General features: G+C 53.2%; 10 protein-coding genes. 2 read left to right on the top strand and 8 right to left on the bottom strand.

Going from position 1 to position 11,511, the window contains the following annotated elements:
* Positions 1 to 200, bottom strand: a 200-nt coding sequence (locus tag Q4G72_RS17930; RefSeq protein WP_368409014.1) for a LytTR family DNA-binding domain-containing protein, incomplete at its 3' end; no start/stop codon positions are given.
* A 478-nt stretch (positions 201 to 678) separates the two neighbouring features.
* Here Q4G72_RS17930 and Q4G72_RS16990 point away from each other — a divergent pair.
* Entirely contained in the window at positions 679 to 999 is a 321-nt protein-coding gene (locus Q4G72_RS16990; RefSeq protein ID WP_303312625.1) for an ArsR/SmtB family transcription factor, read from the top strand.
* Positions 996 to 1,520, top strand: a complete 525-nt coding sequence (locus tag Q4G72_RS16985; protein WP_303312623.1) for an SRPBCC family protein — start codon at positions 996 to 998, stop codon at positions 1,518 to 1,520. Before Q4G72_RS16990 ends, Q4G72_RS16985 begins: the two co-directional genes overlap by 4 nt.
* A 348-nt stretch (positions 1,521 to 1,868) precedes the next feature.
* On the opposite strand, the gene Q4G72_RS16980 is transcribed toward Q4G72_RS16985, so the two are convergent.
* From Q4G72_RS16980 to Q4G72_RS16950, 7 genes are all read right to left on the bottom strand, one after another.
* The gene (locus tag Q4G72_RS16980) at positions 1,869 to 2,558 is read right to left on the bottom strand and encodes a tyrosine-type recombinase/integrase (protein WP_303312622.1); all 690 of its coding nucleotides are present in this window, start codon (positions 2,556 to 2,558) and stop codon (positions 1,869 to 1,871) included.
* A 526-nt stretch (positions 2,559 to 3,084) separates the two neighbouring features.
* Positions 3,085 to 3,756: a DUF1919 domain-containing protein gene (locus Q4G72_RS16975; protein ID WP_303312621.1), complete on the bottom strand. Its 672-nt coding sequence runs from the start codon at positions 3,754 to 3,756 to the stop codon at positions 3,085 to 3,087.
* A 70-nt stretch (positions 3,757 to 3,826) separates the two neighbouring features.
* On the bottom strand, positions 3,827 to 4,096 hold the full coding sequence (locus tag Q4G72_RS16970; RefSeq protein ID WP_303312620.1) for a hypothetical protein: 270 nt from the start codon (positions 4,094 to 4,096) through the stop codon (positions 3,827 to 3,829).
* A 143-nt stretch (positions 4,097 to 4,239) separates the two neighbouring features.
* Positions 4,240 to 6,552, bottom strand: a complete 2,313-nt coding sequence (gene bglX, locus Q4G72_RS16965; RefSeq protein WP_303312619.1) for a beta-glucosidase BglX — start codon at positions 6,550 to 6,552, stop codon at positions 4,240 to 4,242.
* Positions 6,553 to 6,593: 41 nt separating this feature from the next.
* Positions 6,594 to 8,351, bottom strand: coding sequence for a family 43 glycosylhydrolase (locus Q4G72_RS16960; RefSeq protein ID WP_303312618.1), 1,758 nt, complete (start codon positions 8,349 to 8,351; stop codon positions 6,594 to 6,596).
* Positions 8,352 to 8,537: 186 nt separating this feature from the next.
* Positions 8,538 to 9,878: a glucoamylase family protein gene (locus tag Q4G72_RS16955; protein ID WP_303312617.1), complete on the bottom strand. Its 1,341-nt coding sequence runs from the start codon at positions 9,876 to 9,878 to the stop codon at positions 8,538 to 8,540.
* Positions 9,879 to 9,962: 84 nt separating this feature from the next.
* On the bottom strand, positions 9,963 to 11,501 hold the full coding sequence (locus Q4G72_RS16950) for a RagB/SusD family nutrient uptake outer membrane protein (RefSeq protein ID WP_303312616.1): 1,539 nt from the start codon (positions 11,499 to 11,501) through the stop codon (positions 9,963 to 9,965).
* Positions 11,502 to 11,511 lie beyond the last annotated feature (10 nt).

The raw sequence follows: 11,511 nt of genomic DNA, 5'->3' as shown, positions 1-11,511 counted from the left end.
GCTTTAAAGGCAGCGGCCCGGCTGCTGCTCACCAGCTGCTCCTGGGCGCTGGGCGGGGTGAGCACCAACGACAAGCGCCCCTTGAAGTAGGGGCGCACTTCCTGCACGGCGGCGATGTGCACCATGAAGTGGCGGCTGGTGCGAAAGAACTGACGGCCGTCGAGCTGTTCTTCCAGCTGATCGAGGGTGAAGTTGACGATGAACCGGACGTCGGATTTGGAGCAGGGCCTGCTTTACCTCTCTCCGGAACATTCGGTCAAGAAAGGGGAATGATAGGATAGATTCCGATAAGATTTCACCGGCGACATTTCGCGCTCGGCCACTGCGCCTCACTCTGATCGGCTTAACAGGGTCCACTTATGCAGCAGAGCGGCAGCGTTTTCCTAACGCTTCGTATATGATACCTGGCCGTTGGGGTAAGCGTGTGCGATGCGGTCAAGCTCTCCAAAAGTGGTCTTCTTATCCGGGGTAGTCGTTCCGTTTCCATCTTGTGCCAGCCACTCGCTCCAGCTTGTGATGCGACCTTACTAGTCGGGGTGTAAAACGGCACTCCCCAACAGGCGTCCTATCAGAGGGGGTAGAGAATTTCGGGAAAAAAATATCATGGAAAGCTTTGTGAAACCGATTGGTTGCAAATATATTTGCAACCAATCGGTTTCACAAAGATGCATTGACCACATGCGCAGAGATATTTTTCAAGCAATAGCCGATCCGACCAGGCGGGCCATTATGGCCTTAATTGCCCTGCAAGCAATGACGCCAAATGCCATAGCCGAAAACTTCAATTCCACCAGGCAGGCGGTTTCCAAACACCTTCGTGTGTTAACGGAATGTGAACTGGTAAGACAGGAACAACACGGTAGGGAAATTTACTATTCCCTGCGACTAGATAAACTTAAAGAAGTGGACCAATGGCTGAGCCACTACAGGAAACTTTGGGAAACGCGGTTTAATCAACTAGACCAGGTATTATCAACTCTAAAACAACAGGAAAAATGAGTGGCACTTCCGTATTCGATTTTGCTGTAGACAAAGCAGCGAAAACAGTAACCATCACCCGGGAATTTGAAGCTGGCCTTTCCTTGGTGTGGGATGCGTTTACCAAAGCCGACCTACTGGACCAATGGTTGCCTCCTCACCCGATGACCGCCAAAACAAAATACCAGGACTTCAAAGTGGGTGGAAAACGGTTTTATGCCATGGTCAGCCCCGAAGGGGCAGAGCGCTGGGCCCTGCAGGAATATACGTCCATCACGCCGAAGACCCACTTCAAAATGCACAATGCCTTCGCCGACAAAGCGGGAAACCCCGAACTACCCGGCTCTGAGTGGAACCACACGTTTAGCGAGCAAAACGGTATAACCATAGTGCGCATATCGATTTACAATGAATCCTTGGAAAGAATGGAAAGTATACTCGATGGCTTCACCAAAGGCATGAAGATGTCCATGGGCAACCTGGAAAACCTGTTAGCAACCTTATCTGGTAGGGAATCGCGTCTTAAAACAGCAGTAAAATAAAAACAACGAACGGCCAGGTCACCCGTGCGCTGGCAGCACGTCAACCGGCACGGCGAGTTTAACTTTTCCGATGAAGCCTTAAACGACTCGCTCCGTTTCGATGTGGAGGCTCTTTTTGCCTTCCCGTGGGAGCCTACAGCCTGCCCGCTCGTTTAACCTTGGTACCCAACTTTTAACCAAGGCCACCTTTCGACCACGCTACCAAGATGCTACTGAACATAAGATTTAATTAATTTACTTATCGGACTGAACGTACGCCGGCCGGTATGGCAGCCCAGCTTCTTCCACTTCGGCATTGTCTAGCTGGAGCGCTTCCCGGCACGGTACTTAATGACTTCAATAGGGGTATCAATGCTGGCCAACTGGCCTAGCTCTTTTCAGGTAGGTATTCAGCTTCTGATTGCTCACGAGTCGGACGCCGCCGGCTAGGCAGCGCGTGACAATAAGCAGGGCCCGGGCCTGTAGTGGTATGCTCACTGTCTCCCTCGTCTTTTGAGTTGTTATCCTTAGCGTAGTACCGCGTACATGCTCCGGCCGGATACTTACCAGGTCGGAATATCGAAGGCCCGTATAGCAGCTGAGCAGGAACAGGGCCCCGGCATTATCCCAGTAGGAGCCTGTAGACAGATGCAGCTCTTCTAAGGCAGAAACCTCTTCCGCCGTGAGCGTCATGATATCCGGCTCTTGCCGTTTCCACTTCAGCTTTTCCCAGCCCCTGGCCGTGGTGTAGCCTCTATCCACAGCAAAGCGCATAAACCGGCGCAACCGGTCAAAGTGCTTCGCTATGGTATTGCCAGTTGGCCCGGCCGGCCCCAATAGGTAGGAAGTATAGGCATCCCCAAAGGTGGGCGTAATGGTATCAAAGCCGACTGCAAAGCCGGCGGTCTGCTCAAAAGCCAGTAAGTGGTGAAGGGTAGTCTTGCCAGCTTTCGCCGTTTCAATCTTTTCCAGCCCGATAGTGAGGTCTATCCACTCGGTGAAGTAGCTGGCAAAGGCTCGGGCCATTACCGGCGCTGTAGCCTGCTCTAATTCAGCCAAGGCGCGTAGGGCTTCCGGTGCAGGCACTTTACCCAGCGCCAGATGCTGGGCACAACATTCGGTTAGACGCTTCTTTAATAGCTCCAGCCGATCATTCAGGGCTCCATTGCCGGTATAGCCCCGGGTCTGGGCTCGCTGTTCTCTCTTATTCCACTGACGAGGGAGGATAGATTGCCCACTATAGATTTTACTACGGCGCCCACCAAAAGAAATCAGGGCGAAAATTGCCGTGGGCTTATTGAAAAGGGAGTAAAAGTTGCCGGTCTAAAGCTACAAATAACTATCTGAGGGTACACGTAGGGGTACAAAAAGCGTCATTTGTACCCTGATTAAATTCATCTATACTCACAATATCTATTTATCAAGGCCGTTTCAAGGTAGTGCAAGAGGTATTTAAAGGGAGATTAGGTATGAACTGTGATATAGGGTACTAGTCTTGCAGCTCCACAAAAAAGCCCTGTCTCCATCTTGAAGGCAGGGCTTTTTATTTTTGGAATAATATTGGGTTGGATAAAATTGTTCTTTTCTATCCTACGCCTAAGACTCGCTGGAATAGCTTGCTTGTCAAAGAAAATGCAGAGTTGCCTGTGTTAATCCAGTTAGCTAAATCGAAATGTAATATGGATCTTTTAAACATTAAAGAACCATCATTTGTGTAGTCAGCAACAACTACTGATTTGCTAATACCTGTTATAGGGGCTTTTAAAAGGAGTAAATTTTTATAGGGCAAATGGGTGAATTCATTTGCAAGCTCTGGAGTAGCAGCATCTTTGCTGCCATCTAATTTTACTAATAAATTATTCCAGTTTATACGGCTGGCTCGACGTTGCCACTTAGTTTTAGCCTCTTCTATAGAATCATAATGAAGAAAACTAATCTCGACTTTTCCGCCTAACGTAGCTAATGGATAGGGTTTTTTAAGAAGCACCTGATTGACTTCCTCGTATTTTGAGTGCGTGTGAAATACAAGCTCCTGGCTGATATAGTATTTAGGATCTCGCAAGAATTCTAAATAGCACGGTCCCATTAGAAATAGACCAATAAAGGGAGTATTATAAGGCAGGTTGAAATACTTGTATACTTCTCCTCCCCAACAGTCGTTCGAAATAACAGTAAAATCTAGGCTGTGGACCCGTTGTATCTGTATTCGTTTGGCTAATGAGCGTCGTGCTGTTTTTAATTTATTTATGATACGCATTAATAATTAGGTTGTAAACATAATTCACGCTAAACCAAATAAAAGCGTGAATTGTAAATTGAAATTTCTACTAATTCAGAAACACTTCCGTTAGTATCTCAAATCGATGAGGGCCGAAGGCGTTGTAGTACGGGGCCTCGCCTTCGAAGCCGAGGACGTGTACCAGCTCCATGCCTTCTACTTTGCTTGGCACGGTGCGTACGGGGTAGAGTTTGCCTTCTTCAGGCCAGTCGCCCACATGGTTGGCGGGACGGTTGGATGCATCTATACAGAAAGCATACTGCACCATGGGTTCGGTGCGGGTTGCTTCTGCAAAAGTGAGGTTGGTTACTTCTGCCATAGTGGCAAATAAACAGTTGTTCTCGGAAATCGTTCGAAAAGAACTCCCGCTACCGGGAAGCTCCTATATGCACTTACCATAGTCCATACCATCGGAAGTGCCAGCACCGGAAGCAGGCTTCCGGTGCTGGTTATGGTTTTACCTTATTCCGTAAGCTTGAAGGCCGCCGTTTGCACGTCACGGGAGTTGCCGCCTACAAATACCTGGAAGTCGCCGGGCTCGGCTACCCATTTCAGGTCATTGTTATAGAACTTGAGGTCTTCCGGCGTGAGGTGGAAGGTGAGGGTGCGGCTTTCGCCCTTTTTCAGCATCACCTTCTGGAAGCCTTTTAATTCTTTCACGGGCCGGGAGAGGGAGCCTACCATGTCGCGGAGGTACAGTTGAGCTACTTCCTCGCCATCATAGTTGCCGGTGTTCTGCACGGTTACTTTCACATCCAGGGTGCCGTTGGGGCTGAGGGAAGTGGTGCTTAGCTCTGGCTTGGAGTAGGTGAAGGTAGTATAGCTCAGGCCATAGCCAAAGGGGTAGAGCGGGTCGTTGCTTACATCCATATACCGCGACTTATACTTGTCCAGCTTGTCACCAGCATAAGGGCGGCCGGTATTCTTGTGGTTGTAATACAGCGGAATCTGGCCTACTACCTGTGGAAATGTAGTGGTGAGCTTGCCGGCGGGGTTGTAGCTACCGAAGAGCACATCAGCAATGGCATTACCGCCTTGGGTGCCGGAAAACCAGGTTTCCAGAATGGCATCGGCGTTCTGGTCCTCCCAAGTGAGCGTGAGTGGGCGGCCGTTCATTAGCACAATAACTAAAGGCTTGCCGGTTTTCTTCAGGGCTTTGAGGAGTTCCAACTGTGGGGCGGGAATACCGATATCAGCGCGGCTGGCAGCTTCGCCCGTCATGCCTTGTGACTCTCCCACGGCGGCCACAATTACATCGGCGCCCTGCGCGGCTTGTACGGCCTCCTGAATCATAACTTCGGCAGAACGCTTGTCCACGTTCAGCTCGCCGCCATGGGCGTTCAGCCGGTCAATCATCTGCTGGTCGTCGGTGAAGTTGGCGCCCTGCGCGGTTACGATTTTTACGCCGTTGCCAGCTACGTTGCGCAGACCTTGTTCCAGTGAAACGGCCTGCTTCCAGTCGCCGGCCCCGCTCCAGTTACCAATCATTTCGCGTTGGCGGTTAGCCAGGGGGCCTACCAGGGCAATAGTGCCGGTTTTCTTGAGTGGCAGGATATTCTTGTCGTTTTTAAGGAGCACCATGCTGCGGCGGGCAATGTCGCGGGAGGCATCGATGAACTCCTTTTTCATTTGGGTGGCTTTGGCTCGCTTCTCATTAGTGTAGCGGTAGGGGTCCTGGAATAAACCCAGCTTCCATTTAGCCTCCAGGATGCGGCGACAGGCTAGGTCAATCTGCTCCTGCTTTACTGTGCCATCCTTTAGGTTCTGCGCCAGGTTTTTCAGGAATATCTCGCCTACCATGTCCTGGTCAATACCGGCATTGAGGGCCAGCGCCGATACCTGAGCATCGTTGCCCATGCCGTGGGCCGTCATTTCATTTATAGCCGTGTAATCGGTAGCTACAAACCCTTTAAACCCCCACTGGTTGCGCAATAAGTCGGTTTGCAGCCATTTGTTGGCGGTAGCCGGTATGCCGTTTACATCATTGAAAGAGCTCATTACGGAGCCTGCGCCAGCGTCAACGGCGGCTTTGTAGGGCGGCAGGTACTCGTTGTACATGCGCTGCAGGCTCATATCGGTCGTGTTATAGTCGCGGCCGGCCTCGGCGGCACCATATAGGGCAAAGTGCTTCACGCAGGCCATTACGGTGTTGCTTTTGGAGAGGTCCTGGCCTTGGTAGCCGCGCACCATGGCGCGGGCCACCTGGCTGCCTAAGTAAGGGTCTTCGCCGGCTCCTTCGGCAATGCGCCCCCAACGTGGGTCACGGGCAATATCGACCATGGGCGAGAACACCCAGTTCAGGCCATCGGCCGAAGCTTCTTCGGCGGCAATGCGGGCACTACGCTCTACGGCGCCCATATCCCAGCTGGTAGAAAGGCCCAGGGGAATAGGGAAGATGGTGCGGTGGCCATGAATTACATCGTAGCCAAACATCAGCGGAATATGCAGGCGTGACTCCTTCATGGCCATTTCCTGCAGCTTGCGCACGGCAATAGGCGTGAAAGTGTTGAATACACCCCCCACGTTGCCTTTCCGGATATTCACATCCACGTCTTTACTAACCACCGGCCCAGTCACGTCAAACCCCACGGTTATCAGATTGAGCTGGCCGATTTTCTCTTCCAGCGTCATTTTCTTCATTAGAGCATTGATGAACTGAGTCATCTTCTGGTCGGCAGCGGTGGTGGCCGTGGTAGCGGTGGTTTGCGCCTGCCCCGGAGCCGCCAAGTGGAGGCCCAGTGCCAGCAACAAGGCCGTGCGGAAGGTTCGTTTCATTTTAAAAAGTATGATATGAAGGAATAGGGGAACAAGGGGAGTTATTTCGATTCCATTACCGGCGTGCGAGCAGACACGCCGTTTTCGTTGATGGCTTCGATGGTAAAGTAGTACGGACGGTCTTTGTCCATGCCTTTAAAGTAATATTCGTTCTGGCCGTGCACCATAATGCAGTTGTAAAGCTTATCGGGGGCAATGCCGGTGTAGATGTTATAGGCATAGGCATCGTTGGAAGCCACCCATTTCAGCCAAGCGCTGCGCTTGTCAGTTTCGGTGCGCAATACTACCAAGCCTTTCACTGCCACGGGTGGAGAGCCGCTGCCCTGGCCAAACACACGCAGCCCGCTGATGGCGAACTTACCGGTGGGCATGTGCACGTTCTCGAGCTTGATATAGCGGGTTTTTACCGGTTCCGGCAACTCGATATAATCGTGCGGCACATCGGTTTTGTTCTGGCTTTTATCGACCAGTAGCTTCCACTTTTTGCCGTTGTCGGAGTGCCAGAGCCTGTATTGATGATAGGTGCCCTGCTGCTTGCCCAGGAACTCGGCATCCTGATCGGCATAGTTCAGCTGGATTGCGCGCACAGTACACTGGCTGCCTAAATCAGTCTGGATAAACTCGCCTTTGTTGGCCGAAGCGGCGCTCCAGTAAGTCTTGATATTTTCATCCACCGCATAGTTGGGCAGGTAGCCGCCCAACGTAGACGATACCTGTACCGGCTTCTGGTAGTTGAGCAGCATCCAGCCAGTAAACCGACTCTTCAGATGGTCTTCGGGGCCGTTGGGCAGGTAGTGCGGGTAGTCGCCGAAAACGGTGTTGGCGTACAGTACCCCATCCTGATCAAACCCCGCCGGCCATAGGCCCAGGCGCCGCTCAAAGTTGTTTTTTACGGATACCACCATGGTGGAAAGGTGCCACCAGTTGCCCCAGGTATCCTGAAAGGTATTACCGTGGCCCGCGCCGCGCGCAAAGCCGCCGGGCTTGTAGGCAAACGGGTTGTGCGGCTGCGGCGTGAACGGGCCCAGGGGCTTGTCGCTCACCTGCACCCCATCGGCGTAGCCGCTGAATTCGGTGCCGGGCGCGCCATACTGCAGGTAGTATTTGCCGTTGTGCTTGGTCATCCAGGCGCCTTCCATAAACGGGTTCAGGAAGGTATTATCGAGGTACTCGCCGAAGCGCTGCCAGCCGAACTGCTTATCGTTGAGTCCGAACATTTCCTTGGGCTGCCCGATGGGCTGAAATGTTTTGCGGTTGATCTGCTGGCCGTAGAGCGGAAACTCGTTGCTACTGCCCCAGTAGAGGTATAGCTTGCCGTCATCATCCAGAAAAAAAGCCGGGTCCCAGGCACCAATCTGGAAAGGCTCTACGGCTTCTTTCCACTCGTTGGCCTTGGGGTTGGTGCTCATCCAGATGGGGAAGTTCTTCTCGTGCGTGGAGCCGAAAACCAGCAGTGTATCGCCCTGCACCCACACGGCGGGGGCGCACAAGTCATCATATACCTTGTGGTGGGGCTTCAGAAAGGAGCGGGAAACGAACTTCCAGTTGTAGAGGTCCTTGCTCCACCAGTAGCCCCACTGGTTGGTGCTGAAAAGGTAATAGTCGCCTTTGTAGAGCGTAATAACCGGGTCGGCGGTGGCGCGGTGCTTGCCGCCCTCTGCAAAGTTGGGAATGGGGGTGTAGCCGTAGTCCAGATTCAGCGGGTTGCAGTACGTGCGCTGGCCCGGGCTGCCCGTGGGTTGAGCTTCCATGGGCAGACTCAGCAGCAAAGCAAGGCAAAAAAGCAGGGTTCTGAACATGGGTGGGCGAACGTAAAAAACCTTTGTCATGCTGAGCGAAGTCGAAGTATCTCGCGTGCTGATGTTGTGGTAGGAATTAGCTTACCACACCAGCGAGATGCTTCGACTTCGCTCAGCATGACGTTCTTTTTTAATAACATCTGCATGTGAGATGCTTCGTTCTGCATGACACAGGATGTTGGGAGTTTACTTCTTGATTTCCGGGCTTTCGAAGCCGAGCTTGGTGAGGCCGCGCTGCACATCGGGGGAACTCATGAAGAGCTTCCAGAGCAGGCCGGTGCGGTGGTTTTCAATCATGACTACAATGGGGCCCTGGTCAATGGCCAGGTAGGACTTGGCGTACCAGTTGTGCTGCTCACTGAAGCCGTCTACAAAGCCATACTCGCCCCAGATTTTGTCGCCTAAGTCATAGTAGAAATGCTTGAGGGCCGCCATGGATTGTTCCGGCGCGTAAGGCATAGCCGATAGCGCGGCCGTGGGCGAAATCACACCCAAATCCTCCAGCGGAGAGTGTGCAGCGTAACCCTGGTAGCTATCAGAAGCGGTGAGGCCCCAGCTGTTTTTGCCGTAGCCTTTGTACTTCTTGGGGTTGTCTACGCAGTAGGCGTAGTTGATGAGCGTGTGGTTTCTGTTCTGCTCCCAATAGTCGGCGTACTGGTCTTTCAGCCCGTGCGGATTCAGGCCCAGAAAAGAGTAGTGCGAGAAGAAAAGCGGCCCACCATAGTCAAAGCCCAGCGGCAGCTTGATTTTGTAGAACTGCTTGCCATTCTTGAAGTAGTCGCCAGTGGCCCAGCCCTGGTCGTATACTTTTTTATCGATGGCATACTTGGGGGAAGAAGCGGCCAGCACGTAGGTAATCAGGCACTCATTCCAGCCATGAATCTGGTGGTTCATGCTCCAGCCATTATTGGGGCTCCAGTGCCAGTACAGCACGTTTTGCCCGCCCTGAGTGTGCCAGTTCCACTCCACGCCTTCCCACATCCAGAGGATATGGTTGCGCAAATCCTTTTCAATTTGCGTGTCCTGCGTGAAGTATTGGCGCGCGCAAATCAGACCTTCAAACAGGAAGGAAGTTTCCACTAAGTCGCCGCCGTCATCTTTCTGACTAAAGCGAATCACCTTGCCGGTTTCGCCATTCAGCCAGTGCGGAAATACGCCGTGGAAGGAGTCCGACTTTTCCAGAAACCGCACGATTTTGTAGATGCGCTCCGCGGCCTGCTGGCGGGTAATCCATTTGCGGTCGGCGGCCACAATAATGGCCATAATCCCGAAGCCCGTACCGCCCGTGGTGACTACCTCGTTGCCATAGTCATAGGCCACATTGCTTCGCTCGCGGGCCATGCCGGAGGTGGGGTGGCCAAAGTCCCAGAAATAGCGAAAAGTCTGCTTTTGCACCAGATCGAGCAGCTGCTCATCGGTAAGCTTCTGCGGACGCGGAACAGGGGCTGTATTCTGGGAGCAGGCACTGCCACCCGATAGCAGCACCAGCCATAGCAAGACGAAAAAGGACGTAAGCGAAGTCCGCATATATGAAGGATTAGACGTTGATAAAAGCCGGAAAGCAGGATAGCGTCAGCCTATTGGGCCATTGCCATCCTGCTTTTCAGGCTATTAATACCCGGGGTTCTGCGTCAGCTGACCACCGCTCAGGTCAATCTGGGTCGACGGAATAGGGAACAACTCATGCTTGCCCTTCACAAAGGTTTTGCCTTGGGCCGCAAACAGCGGCACAATACGGCCGGGCGTTACGCTTTCCTGGCGCACCAGGTCAAAGAACCGGTCGTGCTCCAGGGCCAGTTCTACCCGGCGCTCATGCCAGATGTTTTCCAGAGTAACTGAACCTAACGGAGCCAGGCCGGCCCGCTCGCGCACCAGGTTTACATTGGTGGCGGCCGCGGCGGCATTGCCCAGCTGCAGGGCAGCTTCAGCGTTAATCAACAGCACCTCCGCGTAGCGCAGAATGCGGACGTTTTTGGGCAGATAATCGTTCTTGCCGCAGTTACGCTCCTTGGTACGGCTGTGGTAAGCCTTGTAGCTGTAGCGGAAGTTCTCCACCGAGTCTTTGCTGGGAATGCGGAACCCGTCCCAGAGCACCGTGCCGGAAGGCGCCGTGTTGATGAAGATGATAGTTCCCGCTTTGCGCTTGTCGCCGGCTTCATAAGTGTTGACCAACTGCTCGGTGGGCGTGTTAAAGCCGAAGCCTAAGTCGGCCCAGCCGCCTTTGCCGCCGGAACGTGGACCTTGGCTGACCACATACTGGTTCACAGCAGAGTTGTCGCAGGCGGCATTCACCCCGGTCTGTACTTCAAAAATCGACTCTTCGCTATTCGCTCCTACCTCGCGCCAGATGTTCTCATAGGCTGGCAGCAGTCCATAGGCTCCTGAGGAACCCTTAATGATTTCGTTGGTCAGGTCGTAGGCTTTCTGGTAGTCTTTCCGGTAGAGATACACCTTGGCCAACATGGCTTGAGCGGCCGCTTTGGTTGCGCGGCCTACTTCGGTTTCCCCTTTGATGGGCAGGTTATCTACTGCAAACTGCAGGTCGCCGATAATAAGCTGGTAGATTTCCTCGGCCGTAGCGCGCTTCTGAAACTCCGGGCTATTGATTTCGGAAGCATCCGGCACCCGGTCCAGCTTAGGCACGCCGCCAAAGAAGCGCACCAAGTTAAAGTAGAAGTACCCGCGCAGGAAGCGCACCTCGCCCAGCAGGCGGTTTTTGGTAGTCTCATCTACCGGGCTCAGCGGAATCTTATCCAGCGCCTGGTTCGCCCGCGTAACAGCCTGAAAGTAGCCCGTCCAGGCATTGTTTACAATGCCGTTAGAGGAGGTCAGGGTGAAGTTGTCTACCTCGGCGGCGGGGCCATAGTCTGAGGGCGTACTGCCTTTGTCAGAGTCGTCGGAGGCAATATCGGTGAGAATAACATACTGCAGGCCGTGCACATCGGAGCCAAAGCCGCCCAGGTACATTACATTATACACCCCATCTACCAGCTTTTGGGCGGCGGCAGGATCCGTACGAATCTGGTCTTCGGTCAGCTGGCCTTGGGGGGCCACATCCAGGAAATCTTTGCAGCCGCTGAAAAGGGCCAGGGAGAGGGCCAGCGCGGCGGTACCCACGCGGGTAGGGAACTTATAGGTAAAGGCTTTCATCTGCTTGAAG

Origin of the sequence: Hymenobacter sp. BT730 (assembly GCF_030542105.1) — a bacterium.
Classification (GTDB): domain Bacteria; phylum Bacteroidota; class Bacteroidia; order Cytophagales; family Hymenobacteraceae; genus Hymenobacter.
The sequence above is the reverse complement of the archived record's forward strand: the minus strand, read 5'-3'. Positions and strand labels throughout refer to the sequence as shown.